18 protein-coding genes and 1 riboswitch are annotated in these 18,920 nt (G+C 65.1%); of the genes, 14 read left to right on the top strand and 4 right to left on the bottom strand.

Features of this window, described 5'->3' with window-relative positions; translation table 11 throughout:
* Positions 1–33: 33 nt before the first annotated feature.
* A complete protein-coding gene (gene car / locus J1M81_RS03215) occupies positions 34–3,579 on the bottom strand; it encodes a carboxylic acid reductase (protein ID WP_206497571.1) in 3,546 nt (1,181 codons plus the stop codon).
* Between the two features lie 332 nt (positions 3,580–3,911).
* Here car and J1M81_RS03210 point away from each other — a divergent pair, with 332 nt between their 5' ends.
* Both J1M81_RS03210 and J1M81_RS03205 read left to right on the top strand, forming a co-directional pair.
* Positions 3,912–5,708 carry an acyl-CoA dehydrogenase gene (locus tag J1M81_RS03210; RefSeq protein ID WP_206497570.1) on the top strand — a complete coding sequence of 599 codons (1,797 nt, stop codon included), beginning with the start codon at positions 3,912–3,914 and terminating at the stop codon, positions 5,706–5,708.
* A 34-nt stretch (positions 5,709–5,742) separates the two neighbouring features.
* Positions 5,743–6,504 (top strand): SDR family NAD(P)-dependent oxidoreductase, encoded by a 762-nt coding sequence (locus J1M81_RS03205; RefSeq protein WP_206497569.1) that lies wholly within the window; start codon positions 5,743–5,745, stop codon positions 6,502–6,504.
* Between the two features lie 15 nt (positions 6,505–6,519).
* Here the strand turns inward: J1M81_RS03205 and J1M81_RS03200 are convergent, their stop codons facing one another.
* From J1M81_RS03200 to J1M81_RS03190, 3 genes are all read right to left on the bottom strand, one after another.
* Positions 6,520–7,782: a cupin domain-containing protein gene (locus tag J1M81_RS03200; protein ID WP_052053295.1), complete on the bottom strand. Its 1,263-nt coding sequence runs from the start codon at positions 7,780–7,782 to the stop codon at positions 6,520–6,522.
* Entirely contained in the window at positions 7,779–8,033 is a 255-nt protein-coding gene (locus tag J1M81_RS03195) for a hypothetical protein (protein ID WP_027497175.1), read from the bottom strand. Before J1M81_RS03195 ends, J1M81_RS03200 begins: the two co-directional genes overlap by 4 nt.
* A gap of 104 nt (positions 8,034–8,137) precedes the next feature.
* A complete protein-coding gene (locus tag J1M81_RS03190; protein WP_206497568.1) occupies positions 8,138–8,299 on the bottom strand; it encodes a hypothetical protein in 162 nt (53 codons plus the stop codon).
* A 44-nt stretch (positions 8,300–8,343) separates the two neighbouring features.
* On the opposite strand from J1M81_RS03190, the gene idi reads away from it, so the two are divergent.
* The 12 genes from idi to gcvP all read left to right on the top strand — a co-directional run bounded on the left by idi (position 8,344) and on the right by gcvP (position 18,891).
* Entirely contained in the window at positions 8,344–8,952 is a 609-nt protein-coding gene (gene idi / locus J1M81_RS03185; protein ID WP_032372389.1) for an isopentenyl-diphosphate Delta-isomerase, read from the top strand.
* A 24-nt stretch (positions 8,953–8,976) separates the two neighbouring features.
* On the top strand, positions 8,977–9,603 hold the full coding sequence (locus tag J1M81_RS03180) for a CoA pyrophosphatase (RefSeq protein WP_032372390.1): 627 nt from the start codon (positions 8,977–8,979) through the stop codon (positions 9,601–9,603).
* 67 nt (positions 9,604–9,670) lie between these two features.
* Positions 9,671–10,276: a CDP-alcohol phosphatidyltransferase family protein gene (locus J1M81_RS03175; protein ID WP_032366166.1), complete on the top strand. Its 606-nt coding sequence runs from the start codon at positions 9,671–9,673 to the stop codon at positions 10,274–10,276.
* A gap of 2 nt (positions 10,277–10,278) precedes the next feature.
* Complete coding sequence (locus J1M81_RS03170; RefSeq protein WP_206497567.1) at positions 10,279–11,133, top strand: DUF881 domain-containing protein; 855 nt, start codon at positions 10,279–10,281, stop codon at positions 11,131–11,133.
* A 113-nt stretch (positions 11,134–11,246) separates the two neighbouring features.
* Entirely contained in the window at positions 11,247–11,570 is a 324-nt protein-coding gene (locus J1M81_RS03165) for a small basic family protein (protein ID WP_205912519.1), read from the top strand.
* 3 nt (positions 11,571–11,573) lie between these two features.
* A complete protein-coding gene (locus tag J1M81_RS03160; protein WP_206497566.1) occupies positions 11,574–12,305 on the top strand; it encodes a DUF881 domain-containing protein in 732 nt (243 codons plus the stop codon).
* 40 nt (positions 12,306–12,345) lie between these two features.
* The gene (gcvH, locus tag J1M81_RS03155) at positions 12,346–12,750 is read left to right on the top strand and encodes a glycine cleavage system protein GcvH (RefSeq protein ID WP_027497169.1); all 405 of its coding nucleotides are present in this window, start codon (positions 12,346–12,348) and stop codon (positions 12,748–12,750) included.
* A 229-nt stretch (positions 12,751–12,979) separates the two neighbouring features.
* The gene (garA, locus tag J1M81_RS03150) at positions 12,980–13,477 is read left to right on the top strand and encodes a glycogen accumulation regulator GarA (RefSeq protein WP_027497168.1); all 498 of its coding nucleotides are present in this window, start codon (positions 12,980–12,982) and stop codon (positions 13,475–13,477) included.
* Positions 13,474–14,211 carry a MerR family transcriptional regulator gene (locus tag J1M81_RS03145; protein WP_027497167.1) on the top strand — a complete coding sequence of 246 codons (738 nt, stop codon included), beginning with the start codon at positions 13,474–13,476 and terminating at the stop codon, positions 14,209–14,211. The genes garA and J1M81_RS03145 overlap by 4 nt, the downstream gene beginning before the upstream one ends.
* Positions 14,212–14,308: 97 nt before the next feature.
* Positions 14,309–14,782 carry a bifunctional nuclease family protein gene (locus J1M81_RS03140; protein ID WP_027497166.1) on the top strand — a complete coding sequence of 158 codons (474 nt, stop codon included), beginning with the start codon at positions 14,309–14,311 and terminating at the stop codon, positions 14,780–14,782.
* Positions 14,783–15,195: 413 nt separating this feature from the next.
* Complete coding sequence (locus J1M81_RS03135; RefSeq protein ID WP_157226114.1) at positions 15,196–15,735, top strand: MerR family transcriptional regulator; 540 nt, start codon at positions 15,196–15,198, stop codon at positions 15,733–15,735.
* Positions 15,736–15,747: 12 nt separating this feature from the next.
* Positions 15,748–15,845: riboswitch (glycine riboswitch) on the top strand.
* A gap of 205 nt (positions 15,846–16,050) precedes the next feature.
* Positions 16,051–18,891: an aminomethyl-transferring glycine dehydrogenase gene (gene gcvP, locus J1M81_RS03130; protein ID WP_032400830.1), complete on the top strand. Its 2,841-nt coding sequence runs from the start codon at positions 16,051–16,053 to the stop codon at positions 18,889–18,891.
* Positions 18,892–18,920 lie beyond the last annotated feature (29 nt).

Genomic DNA, 18,920 nt, shown 5'->3' with positions numbered 1-18,920 from the left:
GGTGCGAGCCGAAGGGCCCGCACCAGGTAGCGGTCAGCTCTTGGCCACCAGGCCGAGTGCTACCAGATCGGCCAGATACTTCTCGATCAGTTCTCGCCCCAGGTGTGGGATATCGCCGACAGCCGACGCGAATTCGTCTGCCGGCAGGATTGCTCCCGACGACGGGTGCTGGGGATGCGCGTAGGAGTGGATCAGCGGCAACAACGAGTGTGACCGTTGTTTCTCCGGTAGTTCCTGAACTGCCGCGCTGAACCTTTCGAACCAGTCGTCGTAATCGTCGACGATCTCGATGGTGCAGCCCGCGTCACGTAACCAATCGACGAACGTATCCAACGATATGTCGTCGTCGTGGGGGTTCAAGATGTCGAAGGTTCGGTAGCCTGCCACGTCGTCGCCCGCGATCGAGGTGATGGCCGCTGCACTGAAGTCCGCAGGCAATCCGTCGTAGTGAGCCAGTGGCCTGCCCTGCTCGTCGGTGGGCGCTCCGGTGTCGGTGGCATAGAAGCTTCTCGGTGCCAGCCCGGTTGCGACCACCGACAGGATCAGGCGCGTGAATACGTCGGGCACGTTCAGCTGACCGGACCATCTGCTGTGGGCGAGGATCATGTCGGACCGGAAGACCGAAACGGGCAGCGAGTACTCGTCGAAAGCGTTGCGCAACAACACTTCGCCCGCCCACTTGGAGTTTCCGTAACCGTTGGCGTACGACTCGTCGACTGCTCGTTGCGGACTGTCCACCCGAATGTCACCGTTCTCGTGGAAGTCGTCGACACCGACGGCAACCGCGACCGTCGACAGGTAGGTCACCGGCTTGATGTGGTCGGTCAAGGCCAACCGGATCACCTCGGCCGTTCCGACGACGTTCGGTCCGAAGAGGTGCTCGTACGGCAGCGCGTGATTGACCAGTGCTGCCGGGTGCACGACGCGGTCCACGCGGCGGGAAAGTTCTTCCCAGACAACGTCGGTCAACCCGAACCGGGGAGTGCCCAGATCGCCTGCAATCACGTCGAGTGCGGCGTCGGCCAACGCGCGGTATCGATCGGACAACGTCGCGTCCCCGCTGTCGAAGGCGGCGTCGAGCCGAGCGCGGGCATCGGCATCGGAGCGTCCGCGCACCAGGCAGATGACTCTTCCGCCGGCGGCTGCCATCTTCTCGAGCCATTCGAGGCACAGAAACCTGCCCAGGTAGCCGTTCGCTCCCGTCAGCAGCACGGTGTTCGTTACCGGCCGAGGGCCTGGAATTCGATGAGCGGCATCGAGCAGTGAGGCGTCCAGAAATGCCGACAGTGGCAGATCCGATGCGTGCGCGACGGAAGCGTCGCGTCCGTGAACCGACGCGAATGTCGCTGTGTCGGAATCGTTGTCGATCGCGGACGTGATGTAGTCGGCAAGAGCCGCCAAGTCCATGGCGGGTCCGGTGATCACCCCGACCGGGACGTCGACGCCGTAGATGTCGCGCAGCAATGTGGAAAACGTCAACGCCGACAACGAGTCACCACCGAGATCGGTGAAGTGGGCATCGGGCCGGATGTCTGCGCCCGAACAGCCGAGTAGAGCCTGGGCGGCGTCCCCGACCGTGACGAGCACGGGTGCCTGGGCACCGGAACGCCGGAGCTCACGCAGTCGATCGGTCTGCCCCGATTCGAGTTCTGCGTAGCGACGCTCGAGTTCGTCGCCGTACCGCTCGACGAGTTTGGGACGCAATTGCTTTCCGGCACCCGACAGCAAACCGTTGTCCTGAGTGAAGGGCTCGCGTTCGAGCACGACCTCGCGAGGTATCTCGTACGAATTCAGCGACTCCGTGCGAGCGATCCGCTGTAGCGACTCCATGATCGCGCCCGCAGTCGAGTTCGCGTGGGCAGGAACGACGATCGCCAACAGATACGACCGCTGGCTGTTGCCGTACAGGAAGATCTGGTCCACCAGCTCGCTCGTACCGAACACCGCTTCCAGGCGCGCCAACGCGACGAATTCGCCCTGGGCCAACTTCAGCACGTTCTTGCGACGATCCACGTATGCGAGCCGGTCCGGTTCCAGCTCGGCCACGACATCGCCGGTGCGGTAGAACCCGTCCGAATCGAAGACGTCTGCGGTCACATCGGGCCGCTTGTAGTAGCCGGGGATGATCGACGTCGTCTTGAGTAGGAGCTCACCACGTGGATGGGGAGTGTCGGTGGAGAAATAGCCGAGTTCGGGCACGTCGTCCAACTTGTATTCGAGAACCGGTGGCCGCGCGACAATCCCGTCGAGAAGTACCATTCCGGCTTCGGTCGAGCCGTAATTGTCGCGAACCCGAACGTCGAGCAAGTCGGTCACGAAATCCTTGACCTCGGCGGCGATGGGTGCGGTGCCCACCATTGCAGCCAGGATTCGTCCACCGAACTGCTCGGACCGCACGCGCTCGAGCACGCCTCGCGAAATCTGCTCGTGTTCGCCCGCATCGGTACCGTCGACCGCACGATCGATTTCGGCGAGCACGGTGTGGCGAATCATCTCGCACACCCGCGGAATCAACAACGCCAGCGTGGGGCGCGCCAGAGCGAAGTCCTCGAACAACGTGGACAGGTCGCTGGAGCCGGCGAAATGAACCGTGCCGCCCGCCGCCAGAGTCGAGAAAACGAGCCCGCGGCCCGCAAGGTGGCTCATCGGTAGGTAGTCGAGAGTGATGACGGGAAAAGCCGGCTCGTCGACACCCTCGGACGAGGCACCCGTCCGATGCCAGGCCCCGGTCCACGCACCGGACACGATCTGCTCGGTATGCATCGCCCCTTTCGGAGTACCGGTGCTGCCGGAGGTGTAGATCAGTGCGGCGAGGCGCTCGGGATCCTCGACGTCGAACAACGGCACCTGGGGGAGTCGGGAACCCTCGTCCACCAGTTCGGTGAGCGGTCGAACAGCAATGCCGGACCCGTGGACACCCTCGCGCGCGGACGTCAGCGCGCGGGTGTCGGCATCGATTCGGTCGTCGTAGTCGAGTACGACCACTGTGCGGATCGACCGGCAGTGACCGGCGACCTCCATCGCGACGGCGAGGTTGTCCACGTCGGAGGCCAGGACCACCGGCTCGACCTCGTCGACGATGGCCCTCAGTTGACCCGCGGTGGCTCCGGCCTGAAGTGGAACTGCGACTGCGCCAACACGGATTGTGGCCAGTTCGGTGATCACGTAGTCGATGCCGGCGAAACCGAGCGTGGCCACGAAGTCGCCCGCAGCGATGCCGCCGTCGTCGTGACCGAGGGCGGACGCCAAGGCTCCCGCGTCGGCCCAGGCCTGCCCGTAGGTCACCGTGTCGAATCGGGGGAGCAAGCGAGCGGTAGTGCTGCCGTCGGTGTCCTCGATCGTGCGCGCGCGGCGTCCCAGGGCGGGGCGGTCGGCGTACCTGGTCATGATCTCGGCAACCACGCGAGCGAGGTTGGGTGCCAGTTCACGAGCCGCGTCGGCAACCGACCGATCCGGCTCGGCAGCCCGGAACTCCGGATCGCTGTCGTGAAGATGCTGGAAACGGTCTCGTTGGCGGATGTCTCGATCGTGTTCGCTGTCGACGGCCACTGTGCTTTTCATGGCAATTGTTCGGGTCATGCTTCGCTCCCCTCCACGATGCACCGGACGACGCCGGATCATCGTGCTCGTACGTCGAATATCGTTATCAAAGGTAAGTATATGCCCGTGGCCGAGTAGGTAATCGTAACGCTGCTCATAGTCCAATTGGCCGGAAATGTCTGTGTTTCAACCTTTCTCGCGTACTGCTATGCCGGGCAACCGTCGTGTATCCGGGCGGCGTAGGTACTCGATGTGGACGACCGAACTCGACTTGTATGGTGAGTTGCACGTCACGTGCGACGCGGTTGCCGCTCCCTCGTAGAGCTCACGCCGTCGGCTCACGCGTCACCCCTCTCGATCGGAGCAGCGAAATGTCGGACGTTCTCTCACGCCGCGACCTGGATTTTCTGTTGTACGAATGGCTCGATGTGGTTGCGTTGACGGAGCGGCCACGTTTTGCGGAACACTCGCGCGAAACGTTCGATGCGGTACTGGACCTGAGCGCAGACATCGCCCACAAGCATTTCGCCCCGCACAACAAGAAGGCCGATGCACACGAGCCCACCATGAACAGGGATGGTGCGGTGGAGCTGATCCCCGAGGTGAAGGCCGCTCTCGACGTGTACCGCGACGCGGGGTTGATCGCCGGGCAGTTCGACGAATCGATCGGCGGTATGCAGTTGCCCGCCACCGTCTCTCGTGCTGCGATGGCGTTCTTCCAGGCTGCAAATGCTGGAACGTCCTCGTATCCGTTCCTGACGATGGCCAACGCCAATCTGATCGCCACCTACGGCACTCCGGAGCAGGTGCGCGACTACGTGCGGCCCATGATCGACGGGCGTTGGTTCGGCACCATGTGCTTGTCCGAACCGCAGGCCGGGTCGTCGCTGGCGGACATCACCACGAAGGCTGTGCCGCAGGACGACGGCAGCTACCGGCTCACCGGAACCAAGATGTGGATCTCCGGTGGAGATCACGAACTGACCGAGAACATCGTGCACCTGGTTCTGGCGAAGACGCCGGGTGGACCTCCCGGCGTCAAAGGGATCTCGCTGTTCATCGTTCCCAAGTTCCTGCCGAACGGTGAGGGCGGCATCGCCGAACGTAACGACATCGTGCTGACCGGGCTCAATCACAAGATGGGCAACCGCGGTACCACCAACACCCTGCTCGCGTTCGGCGACGGAACCCATTCTCCCGGTGGGAAAGCCGGGGCAGTCGGCTATCTCGTCGCGGAGGAGAACCGTGGTCTGTCGTACATGTTCCACATGATGAACGAGGCCCGGATCGGCGTCGGATTCCTGGCGATCGCACTCGGCTACGTCGGCTACCTGAAGTCCGTCGAGTACGCGAAGACGCGCACCCAGGGACGGCCACTGGGAGCCAAGGATCCGGCCGCGCCTCCGGTCGCATTGATCGAGCACGCCGACGTGCGCCGAATGTTGTTGGCGCAGAAGTCGTATGTCGAGGGGGCATTGGCCCTCGGGCTCTACTGCTCGCGTTTGGTGGACCACCAGGATTCGGCATCGGACGCCGCCGACGCAGCTCGATCGACACTGTTGCTCGACGTACTGACACCGATCGCCAAGAGTTGGCCCTCGCAGTGGTGTCTCGAGGCCAACAGTCTTGCCATTCAGGTGCACGGGGGTTACGGCTACACCCGCGACTACGACGTGGAACAGCACTACCGCGACAACCGGCTCAACCCCATTCACGAAGGTACACACGGCATTCAGGGCTTGGACCTACTCGGCCGCAAGGTCGTCATGCAGAACGGTGCCGGGTTGGCGCTGCTCTCCGAGCGAATCGCCGAGACCGTGACGCGAGCATCGACTCACGGGGGAGCGGCCGAGCAGTACGGCACCGAGCTGAACAACAGGTTCTCGAGGATCGTCGAGGTCACCGCCGCAGTCTGGGGTACCGGTGACGCCGCCGTGGCGTTGGCGAATTCCACGGCCTACCTCGAGGCAATGGGCCACACGGTCATCGCGTGGATGTGGCTCGAGCAGCTGCTTGCCGTGGGAGACCGAATCGGAGACTTCTACGACGGAAAGCGCTCTGCTGCACGGTACTTCTTCGTCTACGAGCTACCGAAGGTCGATGCACAGCTCGATCTGCTGGCGCTTCTCGATCGAACGACCCTCGATATGTCACCCGCCTGGTTCTGAGCACGAGACACCCGATACAAGGAGATTTCAGAACATGTCGATCTTGGACAAATTCCGCCTCGACGGCCGCGTCGTCATCGTCACGGGCGCATCGTCCGGTTTGGGAGTGTCTTTCGCGAAAGCGGCGGCCGAGGCCGGAGCCGACGTGGTGCTGGCCGCCCGTCGCGTCGACAAGTTGGCACAGACTGCCGCACTGATCGACAGCGTCGGTGGGCGTTCGCTGAGCGTGGCAACCGATGTGGTCGATCCCGACCAGTGCACGGCCATGGTCGAGGCCGCCGTCGCCGAGTTCGGCAAGGTGGACGTGCTGATCAACAACGCCGGCGTCGGCACGGCGTACCCCGCCACCCGCGAGACTCCCGAGCAGTTCCGCTCTGTCATCGACATCAACCTGAACGGCTCCTACTGGGCCGCTCAGGCGTGTGGACGGGTGATGCAGCCCGGAAGCTCGATCGTGAACATATCCAGCATTCTGGGGCTCACCACCGCCGGTCTGCCTCAGGCTGCCTACAGTGCCAGCAAGGCGGCCATCGTCGGTCTCACTCGTGACCTCGCGCAACAGTGGGGCGCTCGAAAAGGCATCCGCGTCAACGCTATTGCGCCTGGTTTCTTCGAGAGCGAGATGACCGATTCCTACCAGCCGGGATACCTCGAGGTATTGGCTCCCCGAATGATCCTCGGACGCAAGGGCGACCCCGAAGAACTGGCCGCCACCGCGGTCTGGCTCGCCTCCGACGCGGGCGGATACGTGACGGGCCAGACCATCGCAGTGGACGGCGGCGTGACCATCACCTGATGGTCGGGGTCACCATCACTCGATGGCGGTGACTGCGATGCCTTCGCGCACGAGCCTGCGACCGACCACGACAGCATCGTCGGTGTCGAGGCCGGGCAGAGAATCCAACCGGCACGGCGATCCTTCGAGCAACAATTCGAGGGCATCGGCGCACTGAGGCGGCATCGACACGGTTTTGTCGCGCAGCACGACAGCCGCGGACTCGGGGGTTCGCACCACTCGCGCGATCACCCCGGCCCTGAGCCGAATCGAGTCCTGACCTCGCAGCGCGCCCATCTGGGCAACACTGCGAACGGGGCGCACCGGTTCGGGTCGAACCAGCTCGTCGTACCGACTCGCAACACGCTCGGTGATCCGATGCAGCGCCTCGGGATCTCGATCCAACTCGTCGAGAGCTCGGCGCATGTCGCCGAGCACGCGGCGTACGTGGGGGAGAACGGACTCGGAGTCGGTCGGGTCCCATCCGGCCGGCAACGGTGCGCGCAGTCCCTCGACGTCCTGAAGAGCACCGAGGGTGTGATGGGCGATGTCGTAATCGTTGAACGACGCGACGCCTATCGTCAGATGCACCGTCGTCTCGCCCAGGGCCTGCGCCGAATGGATCCAGCCGCGCGGGAGATACAGAACGTCACCGGGCTCGAGCACGATGTCCAACTCCGGGGAGTCGTCGGCGTGACGTTCCACTGCTGCTCGTCGGTCCGACCACGGCTGATTGTTCAGTGGATGGCGATGCACCGGCGAGTGAATTGTCCACCGCTTGCTACCGGCGATCTGCACGACGAACACGTCGTGAACATCGTAATGCGGCGAAAAGCCCTGGGACGCAGCCGGAGTGACGTAGGAATTGACCTGTACCGGGTGGCCGAGCTCGCGAACGAGCTCGCCGGTGAAAGCAATCAAGGGCGGCCACAGGCGATGCAGGCCCTGCAGCACCAGAGTGTTGCCGGCCGCGAAGGCCGACAGAACCGCCGCGGAATCGACCTGGTCGGTGATCTCGGCGCCGAACCCTCCGGACCCCGTGAACTTGTTCTTCTCCAGCAGGCGGCCGTCCTTGGCCATCCGCACGAACGGGGTGCGTACGCCGCGCTCGGCGATCAACTCGTCGACCGCGTCGACCGTCATCAGATCCTCGAACGATCCGGACAGTTCGGCAGATCGGGTGAACTTGGGTGCTGTGCCCCAGTGACGCTCCGCGAAAGTGGCGGCGTCGATTCCGGTGAGACGACGAAGCGCGGACCGGTTGCCCGGTCCGCGCTCGTCGTTCGACTCGATGATCAAGCGGAACCGTCCGCACCGCCGTCGTGTCCGCCGGGGTTGGATCCGCCGTCGGCCGGGCCTTCTCCACCCGCTGGGCCGTCGGCTCCGCCGTCGTGTCCGTCAGGATTCGATCCGCCGTCAGCGGGTCCTTCGCCTGCTCCGGCCGGGCCGTCTGCTCCGCCGTCGTGTCCGCCGGGATTGGATCCGCCGTCAGCGGGTCCTTCGCCTGCAGATCCGCCTGAGGTGGTGATGTCGTCGTCGTTGATGCTCATCGAGGTCCTTCCGTTGATGGAGGTTCGTGCTCTCGCGCAGCGCGGGAACATCGGGGGTATTGACGCAATCTCTGTGATTCAAACAGCGACGGCACCGGGAAATATCACTCCTGATCGTCGGCGATCTCCGGGGCGTTCTCCCGTGTCGCCATCCCACCGCCGCCTCCGCCGTCCACCGGTCCGGGGCGGCCGCCCTTGGGGGAATCCGCCGTGTCGTGTTCGGTCGAGGTGCCGCCGTTTGTGTTGTCCTTGTCGTCCTGTCCCATGGTTCGACACTAGACCGGCCGTCCGGCCGTGGGAGCATGGAACGATGGATCGATCCCCTGCGCAGCACGTGGTGCTGCTCGACGACGAAGGCCGCGCCGTCGGCACCCAGGACAAGACCACGGTGCACACCGAACAGACCCCGCTGCACCTGGCGTTCTCCAGCTACGTGGTGCGTGAGGACGGTGCCGTGTTGCTCACGCGACGGGCGTCGAGCAAGACGACATGGCCCGGCGTGTTGACGAACAGTTGTTGTGGACATCCAGCACCCGGCGAGGACCTGGAGTCGGCAGTGCTCCGGCGCATCGGCGAAGAGCTGGGTCTGCAGGCACGGTCCGCGGAACTGGTGCTGCCGCATTTTAGGTACCGCGCTGTGATGGACAACGGGATAGTCGAGAACGAGATCTGCCCCGTCTACCGAGTGACGGTCGGCGACGACGCGACACTCGACCCGGATCCTGACGAGGTCGACGAAACGCGGTGGGTGTCCTGGGCCGAATTCTCGGCCGACGTGCTCGCAGACCGAATCGATGTATCGCCCTGGTGTCGAACACAAGTGGAGCAACTCGCCGGGTTGGCCGAGCACGCACTGGCCTGGCCCGCGTCCGCCGACGAACTCCTTCCTCCGGCAGCGCGTCTCGCGGATTCCCCATGACGGCAACCGAATCGGTGGGTACTCATGGCGGGTAGCGACGAATCGAGCGACTGCCTCGGCCGCGACTCGATGGAGCGTGCACTCGGCCACTTCGAGTTTCGGACAGCCGATGCCGACGGTCTGCGCCACGCAGCTGTTGCTCTGGCGGTCGGCGGGGAGCGCGGAGACCGTCGCCTGCTGTTGACCAGACGGCCGAGCCGATTGCGCGCTCACCCGGGTCAGTACGCGCTACCTGGTGGCGGAGTCGATCCGGGCGAAACCCCGGCACAGGCCTGCCTGCGTGAACTCCAGGAAGAGTTGGGCATTCGTACCGACCCGGGTGAGGTACTCGGGCGCCTCGACGATTACGTCACCCGTTCGGGTTACGTCATCACACCGTTCGTGGTGTGGGTGGGCGAGTACTCGTCGTCGCTGCAGCCCAGTGCCGACGAGGTGGCCGAAGTGTTCGAGGTGACCGAGGCCGAACTCGATGTCGATGCGGAATTCGTCACGATCCCCGAGTCGCCCCGACCCGTGATTCGGTGGCCGTTCCGAACCGGTGCCATCCATGCTCCCACGGGTGCGATAGTGCACCAGTTTCGTGAAGTGGTCCTTCGCGGTCGACACACCCGGGTCGCGGACTTCGAGCAGCCGGTGTTCGCGTGGCGCTAACGTGGCCTCGAACCGCCGGTGCGCTCGCGCCGGCTGCCACGACGCCCGAGGCGACAGGAGGTGAGCGGTGACGGACAAGAGCGAACTCGAGGTAACGGATCGGATCGCAACTGTTCCCAACCTGCTCAGTGCCGTGCGACTCGCCGGCGTTCCGCTGTTCTTGTTTCTTCTTCTCGGCCCCCAGGCAGACGGCTGGGCGCTGGTCATTCTGCTCGTCAGCGGCGGCACCGACTGGCTCGACGGAAAACTCGCGCGTTTGCTCGGGCAGTCGTCGCGGCTGGGGGCGATTCTCGACCCGCTCGTCGATCGCTTGTACGTCGTCAGCACGCTGGTCGCATTCGTGGTGCGCGGCATCATCCCGTGGTGGGTCGCTGCCATCCTGATCGGGCGAGACGCGGTTCTCGGCCTGACCATGTTCGTCTACCGACGTCGCTCCCTCCCGCCTCCGGACGTGATCTATCTCGGGAAGGCAGCCACGTTCGTGGTCATGATCGCGCTGCCGGTGCTGTTGGTCTCCGTGGGCACCGGTTCCGTGGCCGACGCCGCTGGGCCGCTCGGTTACGCGCTCCTGATCTGGGGGACGGTGCTGTACACGTGGACCGGTGCGTTGTACCTCGGCAAGGCAGTGGCCGTCGCGCGAGCGATCGCGCCCACCTCCGCACCGGGCAGGTGACGGTGCAGCCACCAGCACGACCGAAGAGGAACCCGACTCCGTCACTGCTCACATCGCTGTTGACGGATCACCTCGATCCGGGTTACGCAGCCGCCGCCGTCGAACGGTCGGCGCACCACGTGCGTAACCCGAGGGTGCCGCCTGTCCTCTGGCTGATCACCGGTGCCGTCGCTGTCGGAGTGGTCTTCGGGGTCGCGATGTCACAGCTGGCCTCGGATGCGGCGGATATCGACCGGGCCAGCGCCGACGCCTCTGCTGCAGTGCGTGCTGCCCAGGAGCGTGAGGCCGAACTGGACGTCACGAGGGATGAACTCGCAGCGCAAGTATCGACCGAGCGTGATCGCGCGCTCCAGTCCGATGCTGCCGGGAGCGAGCTTCTGGACCGTCTCGATGCGGTCGAGTCGGCTGCCGGTATCGACTCGGTGACCGGTCCCGGCTTGTCGGTCGTCGTGACAGAACCTGCCGCAGGCGGTGCATCCAACAGATCGGTCCGTACCGGGTCCGGCGCAACCGTTCTCGACCGCGACATCGCTGCCGTCGTCAACTCTTTGTGGGCCAGCGGCGCCGAAGCGGTATCCGTCGACGGCAATCGAGTCGGGCCGAACGTGACGATCAGACAGGCAGGCGGCGCGATGCTGCTCGACAATCGCCCGATCACCTCGCCCTACGACATCGATGCGATCGGTCCACCGCAGCGCATTCAGGTGCAGTTCGCCGTCAGCGATGCATACCTGCGCATGAGCACGGTCGCTCAGCTCTACGGTGTCGGTTTCTCGGTACGGCCTGCCACCGATCTCGAGTTCGGGCCGGCCGTCGCCAGGGAGTCGTTCGAGGCGAAGGAGGTGGCCCCACGATGACGGCGAGTGACGTCCCGGACGTCGAGCCATCCGACTCCGGCAGCCCCGGTCCCGAGGTGCCCGGCGGCACCGAGCCCGCCGCGACCGGCCGCGCCGGATTCGCGCTCGCAGCATTGGTCGCGCTCGTCGTCGGAGTCGTGATCGGTCTCGTCGCCGGGCCTCGGGTTCCTGCAGTCGTCGCCCCATACCTGCCGATCGCCGTCGTGGCCGCTATCGATGCAGTGTTCGGCGGCGTGCGCGCCTTTCTCGACGGCATTTTCGACGCCAAGGTGTTCGTCGTGTCGTTCGTCTTCAACGTCCTCGTCGCGGCGCTCATCGTGTGGCTCGGCGATCAGCTCGGAGTCGGAACGCAACTGTCCACCGCCATCGTCGTCGTGCTCGGAATACGTATCTTCGGCAACGCCGCTGCGTTGCGCCGACGGCTTTTCGGTGCCTGACCGATGAACGCAGGCCCCGGACGGCACGGTCGGCGCACCCGACGTGGACAGCGCACGTGGTTCGGCATTCTCGCTCTCGTGTTGATGTGTGCCCTCGGAATCGGAATCGCGACACAGGTGCGCGAAACGAGCACGTCGGGCAATCTGGAGAATTCGCGGCCCGAGGACCTGTTGGTGGTGTTGGACTCACTGACGCGACGCGAGGCGTCGATCCGCGACGAGATCAGCGCGCTTCAGGGCACGCTCGCCACCCTCCGGCAGTCCGGTTCAGGGTCGGACGCCGCGGTGGCGGAAGCCCAGGAAAGATTGTCCGCGTTGTCCATTCAGATCGGCACCGTGGCGGCCCGAGGACCCGGCGCCACGTTGACGATCGACGACACCGACGCCGGCGTCGGAGCAGAGGTTCTGCTCGACGCGTTGCAGGAGCTGCGGGCCGCCGGTGCCGAGGCGTTGCAGATCAACGGTGGTGGGGTCGCCGTCCGCATCGGTGTGGATTCGTGGATGGCCGGACCGGCCGGCCGAGTCGTGGTGGACGGCCGAGAACTACGCGCTCCCTACACCTTCACTGCCATCGGAGATCCGGCGACTCTGGAAGCTGCACTGAACATTCCGGGAGGGGTGATCGACACGGTCGCCCGCAACGGGGCGAGCTCGCGAGTCGAGCGATCGGACCAGGTCACGGTCTCCGCCTTGCGGGATCCGCGCCCACGTCAATACGCTCAGCCCGGAAACTGATCGCCCGCTCGCCCCGGGCACGATGGAAGGGAATGCCGCGTTGAGCGACATCGACACACCAGCTGATCTGCTTTACACCCCCGAGCACGAGTGGGTGCAGCGGACGGGGCCTGCGACGGTTCGAATCGGTATCACCGACTACGCCCAGACTCAGTTGGGCGACGTCGTGTTCGTTCAGCTTCCGGCGATCGGTGACAGCGTCACCGCGGGCGAGTCTCTCGGTGAAGTGGAATCGACCAAGAGCGTGTCCGACGTGTTCAGTCCTCTCACGGCCAAAGTCGTTGCCGTGAACGAAGATCTGGATTCCGAACCCGAGAAGGTGAACTCCGGACCGTACACCGGCGGGTGGCTGATCGAGCTCGAGGTCGCATCCTCGGAGGCATTGGACGCGGCGCTGGCACCGATGCTCGATGCCGCCGGATATGCTCTCATCACAGCTGAGTGACGAAGGGCCGTACACACCGGCCAACCGACCACAGGTCCTCGGCGCGCAGGGTACGGTCGACACCGAGCGAACAGCCTGTCGGGGCGAAGGTCGCGCATGGTGAGTGGTCCGCCACGCACCGAGGAACCGAAACGCACCACCGAACGCCAGCAGAACCAGAAGTGAAGACCATGTACTGCGTTACCCGAGGTGATCGTTGCCCGGGTCAACGGACTGAGAAGGAGTAACGGTGAGCCAGAACGACAACGACAGCAACTACGGGGAGTCGCCGGCCGAGACCACCTCGGTCTTCCGCGCCGATTTCCTCCAGGAGCTGGACAACTCCGCTACCGCCCAGAGCACCGAAGCTCCGGTATCGGGTGTCGAGGGCTTGCCTGTCGGAGCTGCCCTGCTCGTCGTCAAGCGTGGTCCCAACGCCGGATCCCGATTCCTGCTCGACCAGCCGACCACGTCGGCCGGTCGTCACCCCGACAGCGACATCTTCCTCGACGACGTCACCGTGAGCCGTCGACATGCAGAGTTCCGCCAGGACGAGGACGACTTCCAGGTCGTCGACGTGGGCAGCCTCAACGGCACCTACGTCAACCGTGAGCCGGTCGACTCCGCCGTGCTCGCCAACGGTGACGAGGTGCAGATCGGCAAGTTCCGTCTGGTCTTCCTCACCGGGCCGCGTGGCGGCAATGGATCTGCAGTCGGCGAGTCGTCTGCGGGTGCAGGAAGCCAGTGACCGCCGTCGGGCAGCAGTCCAGCGGGGGGATGTCGATTGGCTCCGTCCTCGATCGACTCCGGCCCGACTTTCCCGACGTGACTATCTCGAAGATCAGATTCCTCGAAGCCGAGGGTCTGATCTCTCCGGAGCGCACTCCGTCGGGCTATCGGCGTTTCTCGATCGCGGACTGCGAACGGCTGCGGTTCGTGCTCACCGCTCAGCGTGATCAGTACCTGCCGCTGAAGGTGATCAAGGAACAACTCGAAGCGATCGACCACGGCGTTGCAACCGTCGAGAGAGCAGACGCCTCGGTCAAGCGCCCACGGTCGTTGACGATCGCGGCCGGTGAAGTCTCGCCGGAGGAGTTCCTGCCCGATCGCGAGGTCCGCATCAGCAAGGCAGATCTACTGGCTCAGGCCGGCATCGACGACGCCTTCCTGACCGAGTTGCTGCGCAGCGGTCTGATCACTCCCGGGCAGGCCGGGTTCTACGACGACGGTGCCGTCACGCTCGCTCGTACCGCGCACGCGATGTTGCAGTTCGGGCTCGAGGTTCGTCACCTCCGTGCGTTCAAGCTCGCGGCGGACCGCGAAGCGGGTCTCGTCGCTCAGATCGCCGGGCCGGTCGCCAAGGGGCGCGATGCCGGTGCACGTGATCGTGCCGAAGAGATGATCCGGGAATTGGCAGCTCTGTCGTTGACCTTGCATACGTGTCTGGTCAAAGCAGCGGTGCGTGGTGCGCTCGACCGGTGAGGTTCGCTCGCGCCGGTTCGGATTCCAATAGACTCGGTTCTGGTGAGCTGGACCAGCGACGACCAGCGAAGATTTCTCGAGGTGTGAGGTGGACACGATGAGTGAAATGCGTGTGGTCGGTATTCGTGTCGAACAGCCGCAGAACCAGCCCGTGTTGCTGCTGCGTGAATCCGACGGAGATAGGTACCTCCCGATTTGGATCGGCCAAACCGAAGCTGCCGCAATAGCTTTGGAGCAGCAAGGTGTGCAGCCGGCTCGGCCGCTGACGCACGATCTGGTGAAGAACCTGATCTCTGCGTTGGGGCACGAGCTCAAGGAGGTGCGCATCGTGGACCTCCAGGAAGGCACCTTCTACGCCGATCTCGTATTCGACAAGGACATCCGCGTGTCGGCGAGGCCGTCGGATTCGGTTGCCATCGCGCTCCGTGCCGGAGTCCCGATCTATGCGGAGGAGCCTGTGCTCGCCGAGGCCGGCCTGCTGATGCCGGACGAGCGGGAGGACGAGGTGGAGAAGTTCAAGGAATTCCTCGAATCGGTGTCGCCGGACGACTTCAAGGCCACCGACGGGTAACGGAATAGTCTCAACCTCAACTTTAGGTTCAGGTTTACGGCGCGTTGCGTTGAATCTGGTCGATCGCCCCCATAACGTTCGTGCCAGTGAAGTTCATCGCCGGCGCAGTCCGGACCGACGCAGTTCACGCCTCTTCGGTTGCCGCCGAGGCGTAGTCTGGCCCTGGTACACGGTATGACTTCACGCGAGTACACCGAGGCGTTCAGGCGCGCTTCGGACGGATCCCAGTACTGACTGGATCCGAACGCAGTGAGACATCCGAGAGGGAGCAGTCAGTGGGAGATCAGCCGCAGCAGCATCACGGCAGTCGAGAATCCGACGCCGCAAGCCGGACAGAGGACGCGTCCGCAGCCGATGCTCGGGTCGAGACCCCCGACGAGGCGTCGAATCGCCCTGTCGCACAGTCGCAGGACATTCAACCCGGCCTGTTCCCCGACGATTCGGTGCCCGACGAACTCGTCGGATACCGCGTACCCAGCGCGTGCCAGATTGCCGGCATCACCTATCGGCAACTCGACTACTGGGCTCGTACGGGCCTGGTCGTACCGTCCATCCGAGGCGCAGCAGGTTCGGGCAGCCAGCGGCTGTACTCGTTCAAGGACATGCTGGTCCTCAAGATCGTCAAGCGCCTACTCGACACCGGAATCTCGTTGCAGAACATCCGCGTCGCGGTGGATCACCTGCGCCAGCGTGGCGTGGGCGACCTCGCCAACATCACCCTGTTCTCCGACGGCACCACCGTCTACGAGTGCACGTCGGCCGAGGAAGTAGTCGACCTGCTGCAGGGCGGGCAGGGCGTCTTCGGTATCGCCGTCAACGGCGCGATGCGCGAGCTCACCGGCACCATCGCCGACTTCCCGGCCGAGCGAGCAGACGGCGGAGAGAGCCAGCCGAGCCCCGAAGACGAACTGGCGTCCCGCCGCAAGAATCGCGCGAGTCGTAAGACCGGCTAGACTTCTCACCGTCGCGCCTGCGCGGGAGAGTTCCGAGGCATCCAGTCTCGGACGCCGAAGGAGCAATACCTCCCCGTCAATCTCTCAGGCACACGGACCGTGTGGGCTTCGACAACTCTGGAAAGTGGTGGGAGCACCCACCCGCCCAAGGGGAAAGGTGCCGGTGCGCGCACGTCAGCGCGCCGTGTTCTACCGAATCTCTCAGGCGCACGCGTCAGCGAGCACACGACAGAGGGGGAGGAGCGGTCGGCGCGTATGCCCCGGCCGTCCGACGCCTTGTCTTGGGACCCCTGGGAGTAGACCGTGACCGACCGAATGACTTCGACCGCATCGGCTTTCGTCGACAGACACATCGGCCCCGACACCACCGAACTGGCCCGCATTCTCGACGCAATCGGTGTCGACAGCCTCGACGAGCTGGCCCGCAAGGCTGTTCCCGAGTCCATTCTCGATACCGTCGTCGACGGGGTTCCCGATGGCCTGGCGACATTGCCGCCTGCTCTGAGCGAGCACGATGCGCTGGCCGCGCTGGCCGATCTCGCCGGCCGCAACACGGTGGCCACCTCGATGATCGGCCTGGGCTACTACGACACCCTGACGCCTCCGGTGCTCACGCGCGGCATCCTGGAGAATCCGGCCTGGTACACCGCCTACACCCCTTATCAGCCCGAGATCAGTCAAGGCCGACTCGAGGCACTGCTCAATTTCCAGACGATGGTGTCGGACCTGACCGGTATGGATGTCGCGAATGCCTCCATGCTCGACGAGTCCACTGCCGCAGCCGAATCCATGACGCTCATGCGTCGCGCCAACCGAGGCTCGAAGTCACCCCGCCTCGTCGTCGATTCGGATATTTTCCCGCAGACCAAAGCCGTGCTCGCTACGCGCGCCGAACCGCTCGGGATCGAGCTGGTGTACGCCGACCTCGCCGACGGCCTGCCCGAAGGCGACTTCTTCGGAGTGCTGGCGCAGCTGCCGGGAGCATCAGGCCGTCTGGTGGACCACACCGCCACGATCGAGGCAGCACACGAGCGCGGTGCGCTGGTTGCAGTCGGGGTCGATCTGCTGGCCGCCACCCTGGTGACCGCGCCCGGCGAAATCGGTGCCGACGTCTGCTTCGGAACCACCCAGCGCTTCGGGGTTCCGATGGGGTACGGCGGTCCGCATGCCGGTTATCTCGCAGTGCGCTCCGGTCACTCGCGCCAGCTGCCAGGGCGGTTGGTGGGAGTGTCCGTCGATGCAGACGGACATCGGGCCTACCGCTTGGCCCTGCAGACGCGCGAGCAGCACATTCGCCGTGAGAAGGCGACCTCCAACATCTGCACCGCCCAGGTGCTGTTGGCCATCGTGGCCGCGATGTACGCCAGCTACCACGGCGCGGATGGGCTGCGCGCGATCGCACGTCGCGTCAACACCCGTGCTCGAACCGTCGCAGCAGGGTTGCAGGCTGCGGGCATCGACGTGGTGCATGCCGAGTTCTTCGATACCGTGCTCGCCGCGGTCCCCGGCGCGGCCCACACCGTCGTCGATGCCGCCAAACAACGCGGTATCAACCTCCGACCGGTCGACGACGATCACGTCGCGATCGCCTGTGACGAGGCAACCACGGAGGCTCACATCGTCGATGTGCTCGCTGCATTCGGTGCCGAGCCCGCCGGCCCGGGAGCCGAGTCCGTCCCGGCCGATTGTGCCCGCACGTCCGAGTACCTGACGCATCCCGCCTTCACGCGCTACCGCACCGAGACAGCCATGCTGCGCTACCTTCGCGCGCTGTCGGACAAGGACATCGCCCTCGACCGCAGCATGATCCCGCTGGGATCGTGCACGATGAAGTTGAACGCGACCGCTGAAATGGAGTCGATCACCTGGCCTCAGTTCGCGCGCCAACACCCGTTCGCGCCGTCGACCGACGTCCCCGGACTACTCCGGGTGATCGCCGACCTCGAACAATGGCTCGTCGACATCACCGGCTACGACGCGGTCAGCCTGCAGCCCAATGCAGGAAGCCAGGGCGAGTACGCGGGACTACTTGCGATCCGCCGATACCACCAGGCCAACGGCGACACCGGTCGCACGGTCTGCTTGATCCCGTCGAGCGCACACGGCACCAACGCCGCCTCCGCGGTGATGGTCGGGATGCGCGTCGTCGTGGTTGCGTGCCGACCGAACGGAGACGTCGACGTCGACGACCTGCGGGCCAAGATCGCCGAGCACGCCGACACCCTCGCCGCCATCATGATCACCTACCCCTCCACCCACGGTGTGTACGAGCACGAGATATCCGATATCTGCGCCGCGGTGCACGACGCGGGTGGACAGGTGTACGTCGACGGTGCCAACCTCAACGCTCTGGTCGGGTTGGCTCGGCCGGGTCGTTTCGGCGGAGACGTCAGTCACCTGAACCTGCACAAGACCTTCTGCATCCCGCACGGCGGTGGCGGTCCCGGCGTCGGACCCATCGGCGTCCGTTCGCATCTGCAGCCGTACCTGCCCGGCCACCCGCTGGCACCGCAACTGGGCGACGGTCCGACCGTTGCGGGCGCACCGTACGGAAGCGCGTCGATCCTGACGATCACGTGGGCATACATCGCGATGATGGGCGCGGAGGGGCTGCGCCGGGCGACCTTGACCGCCATCGCGTCGGCCAACTACATCGCGCGCCGCCTCGACGAGTACTTCCCCGTGCTCTACACCGGCGACAACGGCATGGTGGCGCACGAGTGCATCCTCGATCTGCGAGGTCTGACGAAGGACACCGGCGTCACCGTCGACGACGTGGCGAAGAGACTGGCGGACTACGGCTTCCACGCGCCGACGATGAGCTTCCCGGTGCCGGGGACCCTGATGGTCGAGCCGACCGAGAGCGAGAATCTGGAGGAGATCGACGCATTCTGCGACGCGATGATCTCCATCCGCAGGGAAATCGACCGCGTCGGCTCCGGCGAGTGGACCGTAGAGGACAACCCGTTGCGCGGCGCTCCGCACACGGCGCAATGCCTCGTCGCCGACTGGAACCACCCGTACTCGCGGGAACTCGCGGCGTACCCCGCAGGCTACGACCGACCGAAGGTGTGGCCCGCGGTCCGGCGGATCGACGGCGCGCACGGCGACCGCAACCTGGTGTGTTCCTGCCCGCCGATCGAGGCGTTCGCCTGACCTGCTGTTCGCCCGATGGACGGGCAGAT

The sequence above is a fragment of the Rhodococcus sp. KRD175 genome, assembly GCF_017168275.1.
Taxonomy (GTDB): Bacteria; Actinomycetota; Actinomycetes; order Mycobacteriales; family Mycobacteriaceae; genus Rhodococcoides; species Rhodococcoides fascians.
Note: the sequence above shows the minus strand (reverse complement) of the source record. Positions and strands in the feature narration are given on the sequence as shown.

What these genes read in the sequence shown, in the direction of transcription:
- car (WP_206497571.1), bottom strand. Translation starts at nt 3,579, where the DNA reads ATGACCCGAACAATTGCCATGAAAAGCACAGTGGCCGTCGACAGCGAA.
- J1M81_RS03210 (WP_206497570.1), top strand. Translation starts at nt 3,912, where the DNA reads ATGTCGGACGTTCTCTCACGCCGCGACCTGGATTTTCTGTTGTACGAA.
- J1M81_RS03205 (WP_206497569.1), top strand. Translation starts at nt 5,743, where the DNA reads ATGTCGATCTTGGACAAATTCCGCCTCGACGGCCGCGTCGTCATCGTC.
- J1M81_RS03195 (WP_027497175.1), bottom strand. Translation starts at nt 8,033, where the DNA reads ATGAGCATCAACGACGACGACATCACCACCTCAGGCGGATCTGCAGGC.
- J1M81_RS03190 (WP_206497568.1), bottom strand. Translation starts at nt 8,299, where the DNA reads ATGGGACAGGACGACAAGGACAACACAAACGGCGGCACCTCGACCGAA.
- idi (WP_032372389.1), top strand. Translation starts at nt 8,344, where the DNA reads ATGGATCGATCCCCTGCGCAGCACGTGGTGCTGCTCGACGACGAAGGC.
- J1M81_RS03180 (WP_032372390.1), top strand. Translation starts at nt 8,977, where the DNA reads ATGGCGGGTAGCGACGAATCGAGCGACTGCCTCGGCCGCGACTCGATG.
- J1M81_RS03160 (WP_206497566.1), top strand. Translation starts at nt 11,574, where the DNA reads ATGAACGCAGGCCCCGGACGGCACGGTCGGCGCACCCGACGTGGACAG.
- J1M81_RS03140 (WP_027497166.1), top strand. Translation starts at nt 14,309, where the DNA reads ATGAGTGAAATGCGTGTGGTCGGTATTCGTGTCGAACAGCCGCAGAAC.
- gcvP (WP_032400830.1), top strand. Translation starts at nt 16,051, where the DNA reads ATGACTTCGACCGCATCGGCTTTCGTCGACAGACACATCGGCCCCGAC.